Origin of the sequence: Siphonobacter aquaeclarae (assembly GCF_900103285.1) — a bacterium.
Lineage (GTDB): Bacteria > Bacteroidota > Bacteroidia > Cytophagales > Spirosomataceae > Siphonobacter > Siphonobacter aquaeclarae.
In genome coordinates this window covers 139,137-158,709 of record NZ_FNGS01000003.1, presented here as the reverse complement: position 1 = coordinate 158,709, position 19,573 = coordinate 139,137, and the positions used below count along the sequence as shown (strand labels likewise).

At 55.7% G+C, this 19,573-nt stretch carries 16 protein-coding genes; 7 read left to right on the top strand and 9 right to left on the bottom strand.

Annotated features, from left to right (window positions below):
- Positions 1 to 64: 64 nt before the first annotated feature.
- Positions 65 to 2,563: a bifunctional YncE family protein/alkaline phosphatase family protein gene (locus BLR09_RS07905; RefSeq protein WP_093201375.1), complete on the bottom strand. Its 2,499-nt coding sequence runs from the start codon at positions 2,561 to 2,563 to the stop codon at positions 65 to 67.
- Positions 2,564 to 2,923: 360 nt separating this feature from the next.
- Between BLR09_RS07905 and BLR09_RS07895 the strand changes: the two genes are divergently transcribed.
- Positions 2,924 to 4,639, top strand: a complete 1,716-nt coding sequence (locus tag BLR09_RS07895; protein ID WP_093200082.1) for a tetratricopeptide repeat protein — start codon at positions 2,924 to 2,926, stop codon at positions 4,637 to 4,639.
- Positions 4,640 to 4,674: 35 nt separating this feature from the next.
- Here the strand turns inward: BLR09_RS07895 and BLR09_RS07890 are convergent, their stop codons facing one another.
- Entirely contained in the window at positions 4,675 to 7,092 is a 2,418-nt protein-coding gene (locus BLR09_RS07890; RefSeq protein WP_093200080.1) for a T9SS-dependent choice-of-anchor J family protein, read from the bottom strand.
- Between the two features lie 206 nt (positions 7,093 to 7,298).
- A complete protein-coding gene (locus BLR09_RS07885) occupies positions 7,299 to 8,027 on the bottom strand; it encodes a LexA family transcriptional regulator (protein ID WP_093200078.1) in 729 nt (242 codons plus the stop codon).
- 299 nt (positions 8,028 to 8,326) lie between these two features.
- Here BLR09_RS07885 and BLR09_RS07875 point away from each other — a divergent pair, with 299 nt between their 5' ends.
- Entirely contained in the window at positions 8,327 to 8,818 is a 492-nt protein-coding gene (locus BLR09_RS07875; RefSeq protein WP_093200074.1) for a M15 family metallopeptidase, read from the top strand.
- A gap of 12 nt (positions 8,819 to 8,830) precedes the next feature.
- Positions 8,831 to 9,199, top strand: a complete 369-nt coding sequence (locus BLR09_RS07870) for a hypothetical protein (RefSeq protein ID WP_093200072.1) — start codon at positions 8,831 to 8,833, stop codon at positions 9,197 to 9,199.
- A gap of 33 nt (positions 9,200 to 9,232) precedes the next feature.
- Here the strand turns inward: BLR09_RS07870 and BLR09_RS07865 are convergent, their stop codons facing one another.
- The 6 genes from BLR09_RS07865 to BLR09_RS07840 all read right to left on the bottom strand — a co-directional run bounded on the left by BLR09_RS07865 (position 9,233) and on the right by BLR09_RS07840 (position 16,268).
- A complete protein-coding gene (locus tag BLR09_RS07865) occupies positions 9,233 to 9,670 on the bottom strand; it encodes a DUF7868 domain-containing protein (RefSeq protein ID WP_093200069.1) in 438 nt (145 codons plus the stop codon).
- Positions 9,663 to 10,472 (bottom strand): copper chaperone, encoded by an 810-nt coding sequence (locus tag BLR09_RS07860; RefSeq protein WP_093200066.1) that lies wholly within the window; start codon positions 10,470 to 10,472, stop codon positions 9,663 to 9,665. The genes BLR09_RS07865 and BLR09_RS07860 overlap by 8 nt, the downstream gene beginning before the upstream one ends.
- 1 nt (position 10,473) lies before the next feature.
- A complete protein-coding gene (locus BLR09_RS07855; RefSeq protein WP_093200063.1) occupies positions 10,474 to 12,078 on the bottom strand; it encodes a tyrosinase family protein in 1,605 nt (534 codons plus the stop codon).
- A gap of 696 nt (positions 12,079 to 12,774) precedes the next feature.
- Entirely contained in the window at positions 12,775 to 13,710 is a 936-nt protein-coding gene (locus tag BLR09_RS07850; RefSeq protein ID WP_093200051.1) for a PPC domain-containing protein, read from the bottom strand.
- 17 nt (positions 13,711 to 13,727) lie between these two features.
- Positions 13,728 to 14,432, bottom strand: a complete 705-nt coding sequence (locus BLR09_RS07845) for a 2-phosphosulfolactate phosphatase (RefSeq protein ID WP_093200050.1) — start codon at positions 14,430 to 14,432, stop codon at positions 13,728 to 13,730.
- 96 nt (positions 14,433 to 14,528) lie between these two features.
- Positions 14,529 to 16,268, bottom strand: a complete 1,740-nt coding sequence (locus BLR09_RS07840) for a DNA polymerase III subunit gamma/tau (protein WP_093200049.1) — start codon at positions 16,266 to 16,268, stop codon at positions 14,529 to 14,531.
- 323 nt (positions 16,269 to 16,591) lie between these two features.
- Here BLR09_RS07840 and BLR09_RS07835 point away from each other — a divergent pair, with 323 nt between their 5' ends.
- From BLR09_RS07835 to rpmA, 4 genes are all read left to right on the top strand, one after another.
- Positions 16,592 to 17,776 (top strand): pyridoxal phosphate-dependent aminotransferase, encoded by a 1,185-nt coding sequence (locus BLR09_RS07835; protein WP_093200048.1) that lies wholly within the window; start codon positions 16,592 to 16,594, stop codon positions 17,774 to 17,776.
- A 104-nt stretch (positions 17,777 to 17,880) separates the two neighbouring features.
- Positions 17,881 to 18,720, top strand: coding sequence for a prephenate dehydrogenase (locus BLR09_RS07830; protein WP_093200047.1), 840 nt, complete (start codon positions 17,881 to 17,883; stop codon positions 18,718 to 18,720).
- A 108-nt stretch (positions 18,721 to 18,828) separates the two neighbouring features.
- The gene (rplU, locus tag BLR09_RS07825; RefSeq protein WP_093200046.1) at positions 18,829 to 19,140 is read left to right on the top strand and encodes a 50S ribosomal protein L21; all 312 of its coding nucleotides are present in this window, start codon (positions 18,829 to 18,831) and stop codon (positions 19,138 to 19,140) included.
- A 68-nt stretch (positions 19,141 to 19,208) separates the two neighbouring features.
- Positions 19,209 to 19,475: a 50S ribosomal protein L27 gene (gene rpmA, locus BLR09_RS07820; protein ID WP_093200045.1), complete on the top strand. Its 267-nt coding sequence runs from the start codon at positions 19,209 to 19,211 to the stop codon at positions 19,473 to 19,475.
- Positions 19,476 to 19,573 lie beyond the last annotated feature (98 nt).

Genomic DNA, 19,573 nt, shown 5'->3' with positions numbered 1-19,573 from the left:
AACCTACTCCACACAAAAAACCCGCCCGGTTCTCACCAGGCGGGTTTTCTTTTTCTTTCGCCCTTCAATCATCATCATCCTCACCCTCCTCCTCCTCACCCCCTCCCTTCTTCAACCGCACAAATGCTCCTCTCCTTGGCGCAGGCATCACACTTTTATCCCCCCGAACCGTCTGCCAGACGATTTCGCTGAAAATCAGGTCGTCGATGGCGTCGGGGACGGACAGGTTAAAGCGATCTGTACGCCGGGAGTTGAAATTGACGGCGACGTTCCGCTGGCTAAGATCTACGCCCGCTTCGCGCGCCGTAAACGTCCGTTTATCAGGCGTTTTCGCAAAACACCGCCACATCGGCACCGCCGCCGCATCATACTGGCTCATGGGCTTCAGGCCCAGAATCAGTTCCATCGTGCGCAGCATGCCGGAGGTGGAGTACATCGTGTGGTCCACAAAACCCCGTTTCACCATTCCGCCGGCGACAAATGCGATAGACCGGTGCGCGTCGACATGGTCCGGACCATTCTGGGCATCGTCTTCCAGCACAAAAACCACCGCCTCCTTCCAGATTTTACTCTTTGAAAGGTGTTCGACAAACCGACCGACTGCCAGGTCGTTATCCGCCACGGCCGCAAACGGCGTCGGCTTGCCCACCGCCGCGCCGGAGGTATGGTCGTTTCCGAAACGTACCGTACTCAGCCGGGGCAGCTTGCCGATCGCCAGGAGGGAGTCAAAATCCGCCTCCCAGGCTTCTTCCCGTTTGATGTCCATGTACCCGAGGTCATACCCCTTGAAATGTGGCGCGTAGTGTCCGGCCAGGGTTTTGATATTCGGCTTTCCGCCGTCGGCAAACCAGCCATAGGTCCGGAACGAGATCCCGGCGCGCTGGCAATGATCCCAGATGAAGCCGTCACGCGGGTGGGCTATTTCTTTTTGGCCTTCATAGTCATAGGTGCCTCCGCGCCCGCCGTAGCTCGTCACCCAGGTCTTCTCAACGTAGTCGTTGGCATAGGCGGCGGACGACCAGTTATGCCCGTCGGCGCTCACTTCCGCATCCACGTAAAAGTTGTCCAGCAACACAAACTCCCGGGCCAGCGCATGCAGGTTGGGCGTCACTTTCTCCGGAAAAAGACACAGCGACGCATCGCCGTTTCCTTCCTTCATATCCCCCAGTACCTGATCGTAGGTGCGATTTTCCTTGATGATATAGAACACGTATTTGATCGGCGACGGATCGCCTACCTTTATCGGAATCGGGTTACCTTTTTCTCCCTCCGCATGCAGCTCCTTGTCTTTCGTATACGGCGTGTTTTCGTAGACCACGCGGGAATACGCCGCCAGTGTTTCTTCGTCCGGAATGGCAAACACCGACAGCGTTCCTTTAAATAGCCCGCCGATGTACTGATCCCGGCCGGTATACGCCTGCGGATTGGGTCCTTTTTGCTGCGGTACCTTTGCCAGCGACGGGTTCGGGCCTTTGGGATTGGCTTTCGACGTCAGTCCTTTCCCGTTACAGACAAAGAGACGGTTACCGATCACCTTCACCGCCGTCGGGTACCAGCCGGTGGGAATAAAGCCGTTTGACCGGCTTCGGCCTTTCGTGCTGACGTCAAATACGGCAAGACAGTTGTTGTCCGCATTAGCGATATAGAGCGTGTTTTCGTCCTCGCTGAGGGCCAAACCATTTGGCGTTGTACCTACCGGCGCGTCAGGAAAAAGCGACGTCGTGAGCGTTTCCAGTACGCGGCGGGATTTGGTATCGATTACAGCGACGGTATTGTCGTTTCCATTGGCGACGAAGAGGTACTGCCCGTCGCGGGTAAGGAGCAAATCATTCGGGTTTTTGTTCGTCGGTACTTCCCCCGCTACCGTCTGCGCAGCCGTATTCACCACCGCCACGCGGGAACCGCCCCACAGCGAAACATATAGTTCTTTTTTATCGGGCGAAAGCAGGCAGGTATACGCGGCCGCGCCCAGCGGTACTTTTTTCAGCGTCTGCCGGGTGCGGGTATCGCAGATATACAGCGTGCTGTCGTCTTTCGTGACGACATACAGGCGATGTGCCGCGTCGTCCAGTGCGATGCCGACCGGCGAAATACGCACCGGCCAGGGCTTGCCCAATACGATGGGTTCGTGTTTGACGAGCTGGTTATTTTCGAGGGAATAGGTCAGAATCAGGTTATCATTTCCGCCAGATGCATAAAGCGTCTTTTCATCGTCGCTGAAGGCCAGGCCGAGATAGGCCTTCCCCACGCGCGCAGTGTCGAGAACGGTGCCCGTCCGGGCGTCGATCAGGGAGATACTCTGCGTACTCTGCCCGTTGTTCGAAACGGCGAGGTATTTTTTTCCGGGGGAGACAACGAGATTCAGCGGAAGATCATCCAGCTCGGTGCTGGTACCAACAGGCGTGAGCGACCAGCCATTGGGTAGCTGTACACGACTGGCCGACAGCTCTTTATATACGGCCAGCTCCTTGCCGGATTTGCCGGAGGTATCCTTCCGGCAGCTGACGACCAGCAAACAAACCGCCGCGAGGCTCAGCACACCCCAGTGGAAAAGTGTTTTCATCTGAACAGGTTTTAGAAGAGAGGATTGTTTTTCGGAATACTTCGGGAAGAAAAAGGCGGTATCCTGCCGCTGCGAAACCCGCAGCACAACACCGCTCCGGGAAACAAATGTAGTCCGCCACCCGCGACGCTACCGTCCGATAAAGATGAAGGAATTATTAAATATTGTAAACAAATACTGGATTTCTGCGGGAGTTTCAGGGCTGGCATTTTCTGCCGGAAGAAGAGCAGGCAGTCGTTCTTCCTGCTGAAGTAGTCCATACCGGGAAGGGTTTCGGTATTGTTTGGCAATAAGGTCTCCCGATACGACAGGAAAACGTGCATTTTTGCCTATCGGAAATCCCATACCCGCACCGTCGCCTTGAAATACCTTCTGCTTTTTTTCACGCAGCTGTGCCTGTGGTTTCCGGCCCGGGCGCAACCGGTTGCCGCACAGGCGGAAACGCCCCGCTACGATAGCCTCGTCCACCGGCCGTATGCCCAACGAATCAACGGGTATCATTACCTGTACGTTGAGTTGCTCGGTCTGAAAGACTCCGTCGCCCTTGCCCGCCGGACGGCGCAGATCAAAGCCTTTGCCCGGCAGGAAAATGACCGGGAACTGGAGATGGAAATGGACCTCTTCCGCGTCTATCACGACGCCTTTTTCCGGAAGATACCTACCCCGCGTGCCATAACAGCCATCGAAGCGCTCATCGCCCGGTCCGAACGCGAAAAGATTGAACATATCCATATCCGGGCCGTGCGCGTCCTGGCACAATACTACTGGGAGCAAAAAAGCTACGAACGGGCTTTTGAACAGTACATGCTGTTAGACAAAAAGCTACGGGCTACCAACGTGTACGAGTACCCGGAGCTCGTACGCGACCTACTCAAAATCGGAGAAGCCTACTACTTCTTCCACGACTACGAGCGGGCAAAAAGCTACTTCGAGCGCATTATCCGCCTCCCCGAAAACGATTTCAATACCATGTTCATGAACTCCGCCCGCAATACCCTCGGGCTGTGTTATCAGAAAGAAAAAGACTACCGCCGGTCGGACTACTATTTTCAGGAAATTCTGAAAACCAGGTTCGAGCTGCCGAAGAAACTCTGGCGGCGTATTGCCATGGGCAACCTCGGTACCAACTGCTACTACCGCGGCGAATACGACAAAGCGATTCCGTTACTGCAATACGATTTCGAGGGAGCAATCCGGGAGGCCGACTACGGCCCGGCGGCCGGCGCTTCCATCCTGCTGGCGGATATTTTTCTCGGGCGAAATCAACGGGAAAAATCACGGGAATACTTCACCGCAGCCCGGGAATGCATTGAGAAAGCCGGGCAAAAAGACCGGCTGCAGCTCCTGTATCCGGTTATGAGCAAGTGGTACAGCGCCGCGGGAGACGGCCACCTTTCCCGCCTGTACCTCGATTCTACCATACAGGCCATCAATGCCTATCAGGAGCAGTTCAGCGCTACGAAAATCCTCCGGGCACAACAGAAAATCAACCTTCAGGAAGAAGAACTCCGACAGGCCGAACTCACCCTCGAAAAACAGCAGAAAGCCAATCAGCGGGTATTACTTTTCATCGTCGCTTCCGCCGCCGTCATTATTCTGACGCTGGGATACTTCGTCCAAAAGAAAAAACAACAGGCAAAAGACCTGCAAATACAGGCCGCGGCGCTGGAGCTCGAAACGGCGACGCTCCGGCTGAAGCAGTTTACCGAAAGTATCTCGGAGAAAAACCGGCTGATTGAGCAATTACAAAGCCAGCGATCCGAAAATGAGCACGACGGGCTGATCGGCCGGTTACAGCAAAGCTCTATTCTGACCGAAGAAGACTGGCAAACCTTCCAGCGTCTTTTCGACAAAGCCTATCCCGGTTTTATTACCCGGGCAAAAGAGGCCTACAATGACCTATCGCTGAGTGAGCTACGCTATTTTGTTTTATCACGCATGAAACTATCCTACCGGGAAATGGCCGCTATGCTCGGGGTATCGCCGAATACTGTGCAGGTTTTACGGCACCGTATTCGAAAAAAGCACCATTTCGCCGACAATGAAGAGCTGGAAGACGTAATTACCCGTCTGTGAGGACGTACTTTTCTCACAGACGGGTAGATTGATTTTTACTCGACGACAAGTTTTCGGGCATAAACAGCGCCTGCCGTCCGTACCTGCACAAAGTATAGTCCCGGTGCGATATGGCTAAGATCCAGCGGGACAGGTTCGTTTTTAACCTCTGTTCTGTCCCACTTCCGCACGATTCTGCCCTCTCCGCTCAGCAAACTGACCTCTGCCACACCGGCGAGCGTACCGGGAAAATACAGATAGACATGCCCTTTGGCAGGATTGGGACCTACCCGGACAGCTGTTCCTTCCACTTGCGCGCTTCTGACGACGGATACCGACTCTTTTCCATCTGCATCTACCTGCCGGAGGCGGTAATAATAGGTCACACCGGGATCGATCGTCCGGTCCGGAAATTCATACGTCCGCACACCCGACCAGTTTCCGGCGCCGTCTTTCCATCCGATGCGGGAAAACTGCACTGCGTCGGTACTGCGCTCAATCACGAACCCGGTATTGTTCTTTTCCGAACGGGTCGTCCATTGCAGCGTTATGTCTTTGGAAGACGCTCTGGCGGTGAAGCTACCCCAGGTGACCGGCAGCGCGCCGGTCGATCCGGCGATGAAAAAGTTAGAAAATCCGGGCGTTGTAAATGTCACCCAGGCGACGTCGGAAGTAGACCCGGACGACGAGATTCCCAGCAGTGACGAAGTCCCCTGCGTTCCGTCAAAATCACTGGCGCACCCCGTGCCGGTTTGCCGGGTGATGTTCAGAGAGCCAAGTGTAGTTGCCGGACTAGCCGCCTGAAGCGCAGCCAGTTCGCTTTGCAGGAAAAACAGGACAACTTCGTACGGTCCCGCATTGTCATTGTGCAGGTTGACATTTCGGTCGAGGTAGTACGTACCGCTGCCGTCTTTCCGGACCGGACCGGTATGTATGTGCATCAATTCAGTCGTGGAGCTGCTCGGAACGCCGGCGCTGTTTTTAACCAGGGCAATCAGCCGTCCTTCGTCGTCCGTCAGCGACAGCCAGCCCTTGTAGACGACGCTACCGAATTCGCTGTTGCTGTTCGGGGTGCAGCCGGTCGACGCAGACAGCATATCTGCCGTCAGTTCCTTCACTTCCAGGCAGAAATTGGCCGAACTGCCGATGTAGTCTTCCACCTGCACATAATAGGTCTGCCCCGCGATGAGTCCGGTGCAGAAGATGACGGATTTCCAGCCGCCGTCTTTCACGCCGCCGTCATCGTCGCAGGCCAGGTTGGTAAACGTACTGTAATCAGCCGGGTTGGTGGCAGAGTAGAGCGCCATACGGGGGTCGTCGAGGCTGGTCCCGGCGAAATCCGTACTGATTTTAACGGCCCCGGAAGCGGGAGCGGTAAACTTGAACCAGAGCGTTTGTTCGCCGACGTCTTCCCGCAAACCGCATCCCGGCAGCGGTTCATTTGGTGCGGCGGTCGCCCGGCTCATGGAATAGGCTCCGCCGGAGCACGATGCGCCTACCGTCATGGCAACTGCGCCGGAGGCTTCGTCGTTGACGACCGGCGGCGGGGGCGTGCCGCATACTACCGCCCGCGTACGGTTAGTGCTTTCGGCGCCGCAATTCTGGTTGGTATGGGTGTAAAAACGGACGTTCCCGTCGGCCGCCGGCGTGTATGTAACAGGCGTAGTACCATGTTTCAGGACGACTCTGCCGGTTGTCGAAATCGTAATGTAGTCGGTGGCTTTGGAACTGCTGAAAGTATACGTTACGCCTCCTTTGAGGCTGACGACGCTGTATTCACCGGCGTATCCTTCGTCGGTGACGACCTTCGGAGTACCCGTACAATTGCCCGCGCTGACGGTGCCGGAGGGGTACTGACCGTTGGGAGCATCCGTACACCCGGCAGGCGCGCCGGGCTTCGGACCGCTGACGGCATTGTCGAGGTACAGGTTCTTCCCTCCGTCATACGTATTGTTATAAATCGCTACGTATATCGTTTTGCCCACATAAGCCGATAAATCATAGCCGTACTTACTCCACGAAGTAGTTGGTTTGACGTTGGACGCAAGGGTTGCCGTAAAATCCGCCGCGTCGTTTCCGGTGGTGGATACCTTGATGCTCAGGGCGTCGGAATAGGCGGTGGTCACACCGACCCGTGCATAAAAAGACAGGTAGTCGTTGACCCCGGCGGTGACCGTAATAGCCGGAGTAATGAGGTAGTCGTCATGCGGTGCCGAGGAGCCGATGACATTTCCCTGCAAATACGCCATCCGGGAGCCCTGATAAGCAGTGGTACCGAGCTGATTTTGCAGGATGGTCCAGCCGGCGGTTGACCCGCTGGCGACGTTGATTACCTTCCACGAAGCAGGAAAGGATGCCGATTCGAAATTCTCCGTAAACTGGGCGCGGGATACTCTCCCCAGGCAAAGCAGTGACAGCAACAGCAGGAAACGGAAAACGGACGGTCTCCCGAAAGAAAGGTAAAGAGGTTTCATACGTGTGACAACAGGTGGCGGGAAGGTTTTCCCGGTACAGGAGATTGTCGCCGGCGAAGCCCGCAGGCGATCACCGGACCAGGCGACAAACTTATCCTGAGCCTGCCGTCAGACGTCAGAAACGCATCTTACAAAAATCTTACATTTCGGGAAACCGGCCGGAAAGTACCCCAGCTACAGGCCGGAAAAGCTGCCTGCACCTTTTCTCAGAAGGCAAACTTCCGGTCTACGCTCACGATGTTATACAGTTCGAGGATATCGGACAGCGGCAGTTCGAAGTCCGGGTAAAGCTCCTTGTCAGGGTTCAGCGAACGACAGTAGACGATTCCGGCCTCTACATCGTGGTCGTAAATCCACTTCACGATAATACCGTCTTCCTGAACGATGACATAATACTTGTACTTGTGCAGGTGTAGTTTGCTCTGCCAGTATTGCCGTTCGATGCGCCGTCCGGACACGATGTCACCAGCACATATGGCATTACGCCTGTCGTTATCCATGGAATCCCCGCGGACGCGAAACGACCGGTATACGCCTTTGTGGTGCTTTTCGACGGTGATGCTGTGCCTTGGCAACTCTTCCAGGTATTCAGGGTCGTTCCAGCCTGCGGGATAGCCGGCGTAGGCGTAGGATTCGACCAGCGGAACCGACATGATCAACTGCCCCGAGGAGTGCTCGAGGAAATGGTTGCCGGATTTCGAGAATCCGGCGTCGCTATATTCGTCAAAACCGGGAAGTATTTCCGCTTCCGGTTTTCTTTTTTTGGCGGCTCCGGCGAAGTCATCCTTCATTTTTTCAATAAAGGAGATCCGGGATGCCGGGATAGGCAGTCCGTTTTCGTAGTTGACGACGGTCTGCCGCGAAACGCCCATCAGCCGGGCAAAATCCAGCTGGGAGAGGCCCATTTCTTTCCGTAGTTTTTTGATGTCAAGCATATACGATGTGTGCGAGTGTCCCTTCGACAAATGTAAAAATTAAATGTAAAATATTTGCATCATGTAAAATATTGTACATACATTTGTCACATCCTGATCGCTGAGCGCGTCATCCTCGCCCACGTTATGAAACCGTTGGTCCGGCTTATCTGACCTTGCTTTTTCCGGCTCCGTCCGCCGGTACCGTTCGCTCTCCTTCCGGGAGAGATCTTCTGCATAGCTGTATCTTTTATCCAATCCTGAAAGGGCCGGCCTTTTCACCGGAATCGCCGTGCCCTTTCCTTTATCGATCTATTTTCATGGGCAGAAAACCCGAATTTCTCCATCCGTATCTGCTGGCGCATTTCCGCCGCACCGCCGCCGCCTTTCAGGCGCGGTATCCCGGAGCGCCGGTACCCGTATTGACGGAAACACATCGTTCTTCCGAAGAGCAGACGGCCCTGTACGCGCAGGGAAGAAATACGCCGGAAGAAGTCAACCGCCTGCGGAAAATCGCCGGTCTGGGACCAATTGCTCCGGCACAGAATAAGGTCGTCACGCATGCGCCTGCCGGCAAAAGCCTCCATAATTTCTCGCCTGCGCTGGCCTATGACATCGGCTTCCGGACGACCGACGCCGGGTTAGACTGGAGCGAACAGCTTTTCCGGCAATTTGCGGCACTCGCCCGGCAGGATCCCCTTATTGAATGGGGAGGCGAATGGCCGGGCGCGAAGCGGGATATGCCGCATTTTCAATTCAAAGGCATGACCTGGGCAAAAGCCCTGGCCGGCGTAGATCCGCTGCGCCTATGACACGCTACAGCCATGAATGAAATCAAGCAGTTTCTGATCGAAATGGGACTGAGCCTTACCGCCGTCGCCGCCGGGTTTGCCGGCGCTGTCGCGGCGATCTATCAGTCCGAACAACGACTGTCTCTCCGGAAAGTGACCGGCATGCTCATCGTCGGCATGCTCGCCTCCGGATACCTGACCCCGTTTCTCAGCAAATGGGTGAACATCAGCCCCTCCTTCCAGAATGTATTGTCTTTTCTGGTGGGGATGACGGGGATGCATATTGTAGGCGGAATTCTCAAAATCGGGCAGCATTTCGAACAAAACCCCGTCAGGACGATGAAAAACCTACAGTCCGGGCAATCACTCGAAGAGCCCGGCGATGAACCCACCTATTCCTGAAAAGCAAAGCCCCGGATGGTTCCGGGGCTTTTTTTATTCCGCTGGCCGGAAGAATAGACTGACCCGTTCGACCACCACATCCGACAGCTCCGACAACGGGTGCACCGGCACGATTCCCACCGGCAGCGCGTCTGTTTCCGGCCCGGGCAATAACGCCGTCACATCAAAGACAAACGTCAGCCCTGCGCCCTGGTTGTCTCCCTCCGGTACGCTTGCCAGGCGGAGGCCAAACAGGCCGGCGCTTCCCGCCAGCCGGGAGCCGGGCTCATCCGGCATACCGAAGAGATACACGTTGAGGACGGTCGCATCCCGCGTACCCCGGATGTTTTCCAGCCGGAGATACAGCCGGCCACCGCCTTCCGCGAGCAGTCGCAGCCCCCGCCGGCCGTCGGGCGAGAGGCGAACCAGCGTCCGCGCACCGGCCCCCCTGACGGCAAGCGCGCCGTCATTTACTCCGATCGGATCATCCATCCTGAGTCATATCGTTTTGCGCCGCAGGTATCCGGGCATTTTTCCATTGAAGAACGACATACCGGAACACAGTCCGGAATCCACGCAGGCGCCACGCAGGTATGGCAGGCGGATCAAGCCGCTCGCAAAACATCAGCAGGCCAACGGCCAGCATTCCGGCCATGTGCCCGTGCGGGAGCAGCGTCGGAACGAGCATCGCCGCCCAGCAGGAGACCACGCACCAGCGCCCGTGATCGATTCCCAGTTTGAACGCATCCCTGTCTGCCGCGGTTCCGAACGCCGCGAGTGAATCGTGCTGGTGGGCGCGGTTGAGACTCCGCTGCTTGACAGGAGTCGCCTGCCAGACCACTGCAACCGCCGCCGCGCACAAAGCCGGTAGCCACGATTGGGGCATAAGTGCCCGCGTCAGTAATCCCGGCAGGAGCAATACAGCCCCGGCGGCCATCCAGACAAGACCATAGCCGATCGCAAAGAGAATGGTTGAGCGCCCCCTCCTTCGCGCAAAGCTACTGATCCTGATGTGATACAACGGCGGAATGAGCGTCGGCGTCATCATCGCAGGCAGCATCAGCGCCCAGTCCCCGGCAAGGGAACCGGGCGCGTATGAAGCCATTACCATCCGGACGACCAGGGAAAACGGCGGGTCCCAAGCCAGCACAGTCTGTACAGGCGTCAGGCAATCTCCCCCGCAGCACCACGAAGCAGCCTGCGCCGGCCGCAGCAGGAGGATACCCCATGCGGCCAGACTAACGGCAAGGCCGGCTTTCTGTAGTTGCGTGTATTCCCGGGTAGTGTAGACCATATCAGAACTCCTGTCGGTAAACGCTGACGCGGCCTACCTGAATTTCGGTATTTTCCGGTAAAGGACGGTTCGGGACGATATCAACCGGTATCGTATCGCCCGACAGCCCGTTGGACAGGTGCAGCTGGTCGATAATGGGTGTGATATCGAGGATGAACGTGAGCCCTTCCCCGGCATGCTCGCCGTCGGGAACGCTCGCGCGCCGCAGGCCAAATAGTCCGACGGTACCTGCGAGGAGTTCCTTTCCACCCGTGGTAGGCACGTAGATGCTCAGGGCTGTGGCATCGAACGTTCCCCTGACGTTTTCCAGCTTCAGAAACGCCTTATCCGGCAGGTGATCGGCGGCCAGCGCGAAGCTCTTCAGGGTATGCTGCCGTTCGGTGGCGTCGAGCTTCACGGTAGTATGCGCGCCTTTGCCGGTCAGCGTGAGCGGCCCGGCGCTGGCGCCCAGCAGTTCGGGCTGCTTGGGTACTGCCGTCGTGGCGGCTTCGCTGGTGGCTTTGGCGGTCGCTTCGGTTGCGCCGAGCATTTCCAGGCGTTTTGCCACGATCGGCGCATGCGGAATCGGCTGAGCCTGAAGCTCCTGATACGAATAATTGAGGTTGCTGAGGTTTTGCACCTGCGCCGGCGTGTAGTACCACGGCTGCCCGTTGGGGGTTGGCATGGCAAATTTGCGTGTCGCGGGGCCGTTGAGCCAGGCGGCGCTTGTCGGGTTGGCATTGCCGCTGGCATTCCAGACGCCCCACAGCCGATCGATATTGCAGTGGTGGAGGTAGAATATCGGGTCCAGCGCCGCGGTACCGGGGTCAGCCATAAGACCGTAGTCGGTGTCCGAAACCTGCCCGCCTACATACACGTGTACGAGGTCGTGGGGATTGCTTTCGAAATTTCCATGTGCCCGTCCCGAGTGCGAGAAGCCCGTTTCAGGGCCACCGAAACCGGGAGGCGGCGTCACGGCATTAGAGCCGGTAAAAAGATTATTCTTCAGGGCATCTTTCGTCACGATACCATACTGAAAGTTGGGATCTCCGGGGTGAGCAGCGGCGCCGGCCGGAGTGGGTACGTAAATATTCCGGTTACCATCCGGACCGTACCGCATCGAGACATACAGCGCGTTGAGGCTTCCGTCGGGCAGCGTTCTCGCGGCAAATGCCGGCGGCATCTGGTACTGATTGCCGTTCGTTCCTCCGAAATAATCCCAGTAAGGCAGTGCCCATGTCGACGGGCCACCTAGGCTGACAATATCCGTCCGAAGCTGTACTTCGAGCGCCATCAGGTACCCGCGGTGCCAGGGCAGGAAGTACCAGCTACCATGCTGACACTGATTCCAGTAGAGGCTCAGCGAGGCGGGCGCCGGCAGGGGTGAGGTCGGCACACGCGGCGGAGCCGTGATATACCCCCAGGCCGGAAAGGCGGGAGGCCGGGGGTACCACGGAGTATTGGGGTTGACATATTCGCCGTGAATGGCCGCGTAGAACCACCAGCTGGCCGGGTCGTTCAATCCCCGGCTCATCATCTTTTCGACGCCTTTCGCATACCAGAAAAGGTCGAGATTGGTGAAGTTACCACCGTTGTTCCACGCGTTATGACGCAAATAGGTTGCCATAGGTTTTGTAGTAAAGAAGGTGAGGAATCCGGCCGGCAGGACAGTACTGGCGGGCCTGCAACAACCGGGTAATCAGGCGGAACCGGCTGACCCGGGACATCCCCGTTTCCCGCAGCAAGACATAGCTTTCCAGCCTTCCCGGGTAACCGGGTAGTCTATACGACGAAGTATGCTTTTTTCCGGGCGATTACTGGTAAAAAGCGTGAAAACGGGATCATCCGGCCGTAGGTTACGTTCGGTTGGGCGATTGCAAAAAGCCGGCAGGCAGCTGCCTGGGGCCGTGGGTCGTCCGGCAGGCAGTTGTTGCGCGCAATCCAGGGGGTTATTCAGGGGGATTTTTAGGGTTGAGATAATTCATTCCGATTCGTGTAACAAGGGACTTTTCCAACTAAAAAGGCATACGGAGGCTCCCGGCGCCGGAGCGCGGAAACGGTTTCTGATTATCTCCCGGACAAAATACTTCCTGCGCCGAACAGCTCGTCAGCGAAAGCATTTATCCGGTGTCCCTGAGAAAGTTACGTGTAAAAAAGAAAGGCGTCTGGCGGTAAATATAGGGCGAACCTTTCCGAACAACAATGGGAAATTTCCCATTTTTTTTTGACGTTTTTGCTGATTACCTCTCCTGCTGTTTCCGGCATGAAAAAAGCCCCCGCCGCGGGAATGCGACAGGGGCTTTTCGAAAAACAGGCCAGATGGTTAGTCCAGCCCGAAGACCAGCTGGAATTTCTTTTTTCCCACTTCCTTCACCGTCAGAGTAATGAAATCGGTATAGCTCGAAAGGCTGAATTCCTGGAATTTTTCGCCGGACAATTCATCCGTCTGCCATCCTTCCAGGCATTTTTTCAATTGCGCGACATATTCCGCATGGGCCTTCAGCGCGGCGTCTTTTGTCGGAAACTCGCCAAGTACATTGAGGTATTTCGTCTTTTGCTGCTCCGTTTCGAAGATAATTTCCGCCGGTTTGCCAGCTACGAACGCAAACGGGGTTTCGTAATGCTCGGTGATCCCCGCTTTTTTATCGGTTTTGCCCTTTTTACCTTTCAGTTTCAGGAAGTGATCCTGATGGTGCGCCAGGAGAAAATGCAGCCGTTCGCAGGCGTCAGCGGTAGCGGCGGGTAGTTCGAGGGTACCCGGCAGCAGGTACTTCCGGATCAGGTAATCGCCGGTAGGGCCGGCGTCTGTCGTCGAAATACGCAGCGAGTAAATACCGGTAGCCGGTACTTTATACGCCAGCTTCTGAATACTGAAGCCGGGAAATTCGGCCGTATCGGCCCGTGCAATGGTCTGGTTATCGGGCGTTTTGAGCTGAAGCGCCACCCGGTACCGGTCCGACGCCGCTTCGATCCGCAGCTCTTCTCCTTCTTTCAGCGACAGGGTATAGACGTCGTAGTACCGTTTTTTGGTACCAACCGTTTCTTCTGCATCTGTCTTCGTCAGCGAACCATTCACGACATCATAGGCATACGACTGCCCGGATTGAAGCGGGTGGGCGTCAAGCGCTGTTTGCGTGGCGACGGTTTTCACCGTAACTGATCCCTTTTTCTTGGGAGCAGGTTTCCGGGGTTTCGCCTTCTGGGCATATACGCCGGAAGTCATCAGGCCGAGGAGGCCGAGCAGGAGGTACTTTTTCATCTGGATGGTGGAAGGGCTTACATACGAACCAGCTGATTCCCCCGGAGAACGGGCAGGACATCGTACAGGTCGTGTTGCAGGCAATAGGAAATGTCTTTGTGAATACCCAGGCGATGCAGGCGGCGTACGTGCGAAGAATTCGCCACAAAGGCCGGCAGGTTACCCTGCGCCTGTACATATAACCGCTGCGCCATCAGCGCGGCATCTTCCGAAATCATAAAATCATTTTGGAGACGGTCTACCAATGCACCGGCAAACAGGGTATCTTCCAGGTTGGGCTTGCCCTTCCAGCCGGCGCAGAGCACCAGTACGTCATATTGTTGCGTACGGAGGTAGCCGGCCAGGGCTTCGAGGTTGAGAAATGCCCCGATCATGACTTTCACCGCCGAGCGGGATTTGGTAATCGCCAGGGTACCGTTGGTAGTCGTAACGGCGATGGTCGAGCCGGCAAACTTCTCATTCATATAGCTGAACGGGGAGTTGTCGAGATCAAAGCCATCAGGCGTGACGCCGTTCCGTTCGGCTGCGGCGAAATACCCTTTTTCACGCAGTGCTACGCATTCTTCGATCGTCGCAACAGGAATAATACCTTCCACTCCGTAGGCAAAGCCGGTCACCATACAGGAGGTAGCCCGGAAAATATCCACCACAACTACAATGGCATTGTCAATCTTATGCTGGTAAAGCAATTCGGGAGTGAAGCAGACGTCGATTTGTTTCATGAGAAAGGGGATCGCCGGACGGTCCGGGAAGAAATGCGGCACAAAGATAGGTATTGCCCCGGCAGGTGAGATGCCGTTTCCGCAGAAAGCAGGGCGTTACCAGTCGAAATCCAGCCCGAGGGAATTCTTAAGATCCTGAATAGCAGGGTTTTTCTCGAGCATATAGCTGAATTTTTCCGACTGGGTGTACGGCAGGCGATTTACCTGTTGTTCCAGCACGAAGGCATGTATCTGCAGCTGCCCGTTTTTCAGGGTTGTGCGGAGAAAGGTCAGCAGATCCGTCTTCAGGTCGTTGAGCAGCTCCAGCTGAACGGGGTTGTCAACTCCCAACTGAATGACGTGTTTTTCGACCGAAAAAGCGCGGTCCAGCATCACAACTTCGCTCATCGAGCCGCCCTGGCGGCGCTGTTCTACAAACGCATGCCAGGCCTTGTGCAGCTCTTCTTCGGTGTATTCCTGGTTTTGCCGGACGACTACCTCGGCTACTTCCGTTTCTTTCTCCGACGTCTCGGCAAAGTCGTTGAGGTCGATCGTCGCTTTCAGCCGGGAGGAGACAGCCGGTTTGCGCGGAACGGGGGGAGCTGGCGGGGTTACAGGTGCAGCGGGGGCTTCCGGCTGCGGAACCGCGACCGGCGCCGCGCCTTTCGGTTCGGCAGGTGTGCTTACGGACTCAACCGGCTTTTTTTTTTCGCCGTCGGCCGCAGGCTCCGACGGCAGACTTGCCAGGTTCAGCACCGCCGGCAGGTGCGCCATCTTCGAAAGCGCGATTTCCACATGCAGGCGTTGTTGCTTGGCCTGCTTGTAGTTGATATCACACTGGCTGCCCAGGCTCAGGGCCGACAGCAGGAAGGAAAGGGATGCCCGCGCCGACTGCTCGAGGTAGCGGTTCTGCACCGAAGCAGATACCTGCAGAAGCTGGACTGTCGCGGGGTCTTTGCAGACCATCAGATTCCGGAGGTGTTCGAGGAGGCCCACCACAAACTGGTGGCCGTCAAAGCCCTTCCGGAGAATTTCATCAAAAAGCAGCCAGGTAGCCGGAACGCTGCCGTCGAGGAGCGCGTCGGTCATCCGGAAGTAGTAATCGTAGTCGAGAATATGGAGGTTTTCGAGGACATCGCGGTAGTGCAGCGCGTTGTCTTTCGAAAAAGTCACATTGAGGTCAAACATTGATAGCGCATCCCGAAGCCCGCCGTCTGCTTTCTGCGCAATGAGCTCAAGCGCTTCGTACTCGGCCCGGATCCCTTCGTTGTTCGCGATACGGCCGAGGTGGTCGGCCATGTCTTTGATCTGAATACGGTTGAAGTCGAAAATCTGGCAGCGGCTGAGGATCGTCGGCAGGATTTTGTGCTTCTCCGTCGTTGCCAGAATAAAAATGGCGTACGACGGCGGCTCTTCCAGCGTCTTCAGAAAAGCATTGAAGGCGCTCGTCGACAGCATGTGCACTTCGTCAATGATGTATACCTTCTTGCTCCCCATCTGAGGCGGGTAGCGTACCTGATCGATCAGGTTCCGGATATCTTCGACGGAGTTGTTCGACGCCGCATCGAGCTCGTGGACGTTGAGCGAGGCATTGTTCTGGAAGGCTACGCAGTTTTCGCATTCTCCGCAGGGCTCGACGTGATCGTCGAGGCGGAGGCAGTTGATAGTCTTGGCCAGAATCCGCGCGCAGGTAGTTTTTCCGACTCCCCGCGGACCGCAGAACAGAAACGCCTGCGCCAGGTGATTCGTCCGGATGGCGTTCTTCAGGGTCGTCGTAATGTGCGACTGCCCAACCACCGAATCGAATGTCACCGGCCGGTATTTCCGGGCCGAAACCACAAACTGCTTGTCTTCCATGCCGTGAAGTTACGGAGGAGTTGGGCATTTCGGGATGCCTGATGTAGGTTTGGTTGGCTGGTTTTCTGTTAATGGAACCGGTACAGAACTGATGTTCAATTCGTTATGAAAAAAGATACACAATTTTGAAGAATACGGAATTATCCGATACTTTTGCAGCGCATCCATCACGCAACATGACATCTCGCAACTACACGGCTTCTTATTATTACTACTACGCAATGTCGTAGGAGCCGGGTAGGAATTTGTCATTTTGATTGAGTGCATTCCGCGACCGGCCCTGTTGGGTTCGGTTTTTTTGTTTTTATCCCCTTCATACAGTCATGGCATCGTCCAGTATCCAGCCGGCAAAAAGGCTTAATTTGGTACAGGAGTACTATTTCTCGACGAAACTGAAAGAGATCGCCGAGATGAAAAGCCGGGGACTTGATGTGGTCAACCTGGGCATCGGCAGCCCTGATCTGCCGCCTTCGCCCCAAACCATCGAGGCCCTTCATGTTTCTGCGCAAGACCCGAAAAACCACGCATATCAAAGCTACGTGGGATTACCGGCATTGCGTCAGGCTTTTGCAGACTGGTACCGGACGTATTTCGGGGCGGATCTCAACCCGGTCAATGAAATACTGCCCCTGATCGGCTCGAAAGAGGGAATCATGCACATCGCGATGAGCTACCTCGAGCCGGGTACCGTAGCCCTTGTTCCGAATCCGGGGTACCCGACGTACCGCTCGGCTTCGCTGCTGGCGGGTGCGGAAGTGCGGAATTATGATCTGTCGGAAGAAACCGGCTGGCTGCCTGACCTCAAAGCGCTGGCACAAACGGACCTGTCGGCCGTCCGGGTCATGTGGGTCAATTACCCGCATATGCCTACCGGAGCGAAAGCGACCCGTGCCCTTTACGAAGAGCTCGTAGCATTTGGCAGAGAGCATAACATCCTCATTGCCAACGACAATCCCTATAGTTTTATCCTGAACGAGGAGTACCTGAGTATCCTTTCGGTACCGGGTGCGAAGGAAGTCGCTGTTGAGCTTAATTCCCTGTCGAAGTCCCATAACATGGCCGGCTGGCGCATGGGGGTACTCGCCGGCGGCGCGGAGATTTTATCGAATGTCCTGAAATTCAAGTCGAATATGGACTCGGGTATGTTCCTTCCGATGCAGGAAGCTGCTATACAGGCGTTATCAAACCCTCCTTCCTGGTACGCCGGACTGAATGCGATCTACCGGGAGCGGCAGAAAGCAGTTTTCGAACTGCTGGACCTGCTCGATTGCCGGTATGATCCTCAGCAGACGGGTATGTTTGTCTGGGCCCGCATTCCGGATACCTGGGAAAGCGGCTATGCGTTGTCGGACGAAGTCCTGCACAAGGCGCATGTCTTCATCACACCCGGAGGCATCTTCGGTACCCAGGGCGACCGCTATATCCGTATTTCGCTCTGCGCGGATGTTCGTGTTTTTGAGGAAGCCGGGAGGAGGATTAGGCAGCAGGCTTTGAGCAATAAGCAGTAGGCTTTAAGCTATTGGCATTAGCCGACTGTGCGAGTAGTTTGCTTAACGCTTATCGCCTATGGCTTAAAGCTCCAAAAACATTCACTATAGATTCATACCCCCTCATGACCATATCCATCGTCGGAATGGGCCTGATCGGAGGCTCGCTCTCCCTGGCTCTCAAGGAATCCGGCTTCGCCCAAACCATCATCGGCGTCGACAAGCAGGTCGAGCACGTCGTCAAAGCCCTTGAACTGCAACTCGCCGATAAGATGGCCCTCCTCGATGACGCCATCCAGCAGGCCGATCTCATCGTCCTGGCGGTGCCCGTCGACTCCCTGCTGACGCTGCTTCCCTACGTACTGGACCGGGTCGACAGGCAAATCGTCATCGATGTCGGGTCAACGAAGCGGCCCATCGTCGAAGCCGTCCGCCAGCACCCCAAGCGCGGGCGCTTTGTCGCTACGCACCCCATGGCCGGAACCGAGTACTCCGGTCCGGAGGCAGCCATACGCGGATTATTCACAGACAAATACACGGTCATTTGTGACGCAGCCGATTCGGATGAAGACGCTGTAACGACCGTCAAGGCCCTCTACGAAGCCATCGGCATGAAGATTACCGAGTTCGATTCGGTCTCGCATGACGTGCATACGGCCTACATCTCCCACATTTCCCATATCTGCTCGTTTGCCCTCGCGCTGACCACGCTGGAGAAAGAGAAGGAAGCCAATCGCATCTTCGAGCTGGCGAGTTCCGGCTTCGCAAGTACAGTGCGGCTGGCCAAGAGCTCGCCCGAAACCTGGATCCCGATTTTCCGGCAAAACCGGGATAACCTGCTCGACGTACTCGATGAATACATCAATAACCTGCTGAAGTTCAAAGGACTCATGCTGTCCGACAGCTACGGGCGCTTCGAAGAGTACCTGCGGGAGGCAAATGACATTCAGCGGATTCTGGAGTAAAAACAATCATCGGGAATATCTTTGATTTTTTTTGAAACAGAACGCTGATTTTCAAAACGTTTCAGCTATATTTGCAGTCCATTTTTCAGGACCAAATCTTATCTAAAAATGTACGCAATTGTTGAAATCGCAGGTCAGCAGTTTAAAGTAGAAAAAAACCGCTACCTCTACACGCATCGTTTAGCGGGTGAGGAGGGTGCTGCCCTTGTGCTGGATAAGGTTCTGCTGGTGGACAATGGTGGTGACGTAAAAGTAGGTGCTCCGACAGTAGCCGGCGCCAGCGTCAAAGCCAAAATCCTGAACCACGTTCGTGGTGAAAAGGTAATTGTCTTCCGGAAGAAACGCCGCAAAGGGTATCAGAAGCAAAACGGACACCGTCAGGACCTGACGAAGATCCTCATTGAAGAAATTTCTCTTTAAAAAGGTGACGGATACGGATATCCCGTTAAACGGATGATTCCGGTCTTTCTCCCCAACTGAACAGAACCATGGCACACAAAAAAGGTGTAGGTAGCTCCAAAAACGGCCGGGAATCAGAAAGCAAGCGCCTCGGCGTGAAGATTTTCGGCGGCCAGGCAGCCATTGCCGGCAACGTACTCGTACGTCAGCGCGGAACGCAGCACAACCCGGGTCGTAACGTTGGTATCGGCAAAGATCACACGCTCTTCGCTCTTACTGACGGTGTTGTCGAATTCAAGAAAGGTCTGAAAGGCCGTTCTTTCGTGAGCGTAGTCCCCGTTGAAGCAGAAGCGTAAGGTATTCTTTTCTTCTCAAAAGCCTGTTCAGTTTGCACTGAACAGGCTTTTTTGTGCAACGCCTGAAAATCAACTGTTTGCAGGCGGCTAAAACCGGC

Excerpts from the sequence above, each read along its gene's own strand:
- BLR09_RS07860 (WP_093200066.1), bottom strand. The coding sequence starts at position 10,472 with ATGGTCTACACTACCCGGGAATACACGCAACTACAGAAAGCCGGCCTT.
- BLR09_RS07870 (WP_093200072.1), top strand. The coding sequence starts at position 8,831 with ATGAATGAAATCAAGCAGTTTCTGATCGAAATGGGACTGAGCCTTACC.
- BLR09_RS07845 (WP_093200050.1), bottom strand. The coding sequence starts at position 14,432 with ATGAAACAAATCGACGTCTGCTTCACTCCCGAATTGCTTTACCAGCAT.
- BLR09_RS07835 (WP_093200048.1), top strand. The coding sequence starts at position 16,592 with ATGGCATCGTCCAGTATCCAGCCGGCAAAAAGGCTTAATTTGGTACAG.
- BLR09_RS07905 (WP_093201375.1), bottom strand. The coding sequence starts at position 2,563 with ATGAAAACACTTTTCCACTGGGGTGTGCTGAGCCTCGCGGCGGTTTGT.
- BLR09_RS07840 (WP_093200049.1), bottom strand. The coding sequence starts at position 16,268 with ATGGAAGACAAGCAGTTTGTGGTTTCGGCCCGGAAATACCGGCCGGTG.
- BLR09_RS07890 (WP_093200080.1), bottom strand. The coding sequence starts at position 7,092 with ATGAAACCTCTTTACCTTTCTTTCGGGAGACCGTCCGTTTTCCGTTTC.
- BLR09_RS07875 (WP_093200074.1), top strand. The coding sequence starts at position 8,327 with ATGGGCAGAAAACCCGAATTTCTCCATCCGTATCTGCTGGCGCATTTC.
- BLR09_RS07885 (WP_093200078.1), bottom strand. The coding sequence starts at position 8,027 with ATGCTTGACATCAAAAAACTACGGAAAGAAATGGGCCTCTCCCAGCTG.
- rpmA (WP_093200045.1), top strand. The coding sequence starts at position 19,209 with ATGGCACACAAAAAAGGTGTAGGTAGCTCCAAAAACGGCCGGGAATCA.
- rplU (WP_093200046.1), top strand. The coding sequence starts at position 18,829 with ATGTACGCAATTGTTGAAATCGCAGGTCAGCAGTTTAAAGTAGAAAAA.
- BLR09_RS07850 (WP_093200051.1), bottom strand. The coding sequence starts at position 13,710 with ATGAAAAAGTACCTCCTGCTCGGCCTCCTCGGCCTGATGACTTCCGGC.
- BLR09_RS07830 (WP_093200047.1), top strand. The coding sequence starts at position 17,881 with ATGACCATATCCATCGTCGGAATGGGCCTGATCGGAGGCTCGCTCTCC.
- BLR09_RS07855 (WP_093200063.1), bottom strand. The coding sequence starts at position 12,078 with ATGGCAACCTATTTGCGTCATAACGCGTGGAACAACGGTGGTAACTTC.
- BLR09_RS07865 (WP_093200069.1), bottom strand. The coding sequence starts at position 9,670 with ATGGATGATCCGATCGGAGTAAATGACGGCGCGCTTGCCGTCAGGGGG.